We start from the raw sequence: 544 nt of genomic DNA on the forward strand, positions 1-544 counted from the left end.
CAGGACGGTGCGGCCACGGCGGGCCAGCTCGCCGAGCAGGGACAGCGCGATCACGCTCTTGCCACTGCCGGGTCCCCCGGTGACGATGACGACGCGCTTGCGGTCCGCGGCGCGGGACATCTCGACCTCGTGCAGCACCAGGTCCACGGCCAACTGCTGATTGCCGAGCAGATGGAACTGCGGCCGGTCGCGCACCTCGGCGGCGGCGACCTTCAGCAGCTGCTGGGACGGTGCGACCGCGGACTTCAAGAGTGTGTCGCCTGCGGTGTGCCCGGACACCGGGGCGAGCCGGGTGCGGAGAAAGTCGATCATGTCGCCGCGGTCGGCGGCGGTGAACAACCGGCCGGTGATCCCGCCCGGATAGGCGCGCAGCTCCGCCACCGCGGACGGATCGGTGGCGTTGTGCAGATACGCGAGTCCCGCGAGGGCATCGGGCTGATCCGCGACAGCGTGCGCGAAATCGCTCAGGTAGTCGCAGTACCCCTTGACGTGCGCGACGGGATGCAGCCTCGGCCCGCCCGGCATTCCCGCCACCTCGACGAGT

At 70.8% G+C, this 544-nt stretch carries 1 protein-coding gene; it reads right to left on the reverse strand.

Features of this window, described 5'->3' with window-relative positions; genetic code table 11:
- Positions 1–544, reverse strand: a 544-nt coding sequence (locus tag CQZ88_RS31380; RefSeq protein ID WP_258008678.1) for a DUF2075 domain-containing protein, incomplete at both ends; no start/stop codon positions are given.

The organism is Rhodococcus sp. ENV425 (assembly GCF_002887785.1).
In the GTDB taxonomy this organism is placed as follows: Bacteria; Actinomycetota; Actinomycetes; order Mycobacteriales; family Mycobacteriaceae; genus Rhodococcus; species Rhodococcus aetherivorans.